Source organism: Synechocystis sp. LEGE 06083, assembly GCF_015207725.1.
GTDB lineage: Bacteria > Cyanobacteriota > Cyanobacteriia > Cyanobacteriales > Microcystaceae > Synechocystis > Synechocystis salina.
Window position 1 is genome coordinate 1 of the sequence record NZ_JADEWJ010000470.1, and the last position, 1,060, is coordinate 1,060.

A 1,060-nucleotide genomic window follows, 5' to 3' on the forward strand; every position below is an offset into this window, starting at 1 on the left:
TTACGGCCCTGTACAGACCCTACTGCGGGCCATTTTCGGTTGGGAGTCGGCTCTTGACTATTGGTTCCCCAATATCCGTTCCCTTTGGGGGGCGATCGCCATTTTGGCCTTGGTGTCCTATCCCTATGTTTATCTTTTGGCCCGCCTCGCCTTTTTGGAGCAGGGAATTTGTACCCTAGAAGCCAGCCGTTCCTTAGGTTGCAATCCCTGGCAAAGTTTTAGTCGGGTTGCCTTACCCTTAGCTCGGCCGGCGATCGCCGCTGGTTTAGCTTTGGTGATGATGGAGACTTTGAATGATTTTGGCACAGTGCAATATTTTGGCGTTAATACCTTTACCACGGGCATTTATTCCACTTGGTTCGGCTTTGGGGAAAGACAAGGGGCAACTCAGCTAGCCGCCTTTTTAATGATTTTTGTCTTCCTTTTGGTGGTTTTGGAGCGTTGGTCCCGTCGTCAGGCTAAGTTTTATCAATCCAGCAGTCCCCAACAAAATTTACCCCGTTACCAACTCCGGGGCCTAAGGGCGATCGGAGCCTTAGCTTTCTGTCTTTTTCCCTTCCTCCTCGGTTTTTTGGTGCCCGCCAGTTATCTCCTCTACCTCACCGTTTCCTATGCCCAGGAAGTCAAGAACAATAACTTTTTCCAGTTAGCTTCCCACAGCTTAATTCTCTCCTTTCTCACCGCGGCGATCGCCTTAGTAATTGGTTTAATCCTCGTCTATGGCCAACGATTGAGTCGTCAACCCCTGACCTCCTTTGCCGTTAGAGTTACCTCCATGGGCTACGCCATCCCTGGTTCCGTCATTGCGGTGGGGGTGCTGATTCCAGCGGGCAACTTTGACAATTGGCTAGCGGGCTGGTGGGAAAGGATTTGGGGCGTCAACATTGGTCTCCTCTTGAGTGGCACCATTGCGGTTTTAGTCTATGCCTACCTTGTGCGCTTTCTGGCGGTGGCCATAGGTTCCCTGGAAGGTAGTTTGGGCAAAATCAAACCAACTTTGGATGATGCGGCCCGCAGCTTGGGTAAAACCCCCACTCAAATTCTCTGGCAAGTGCACACC

General features: G+C 51.3%; 1 protein-coding gene. It reads left to right on the plus strand.

Translation table 11 applies throughout. From position 1 onward, the window contains the following. Positions 1–1,060, plus strand: a 1,060-nt coding sequence (locus IQ219_RS19815) for an iron ABC transporter permease (RefSeq protein ID WP_194073764.1), incomplete at both ends; no start/stop codon positions are given.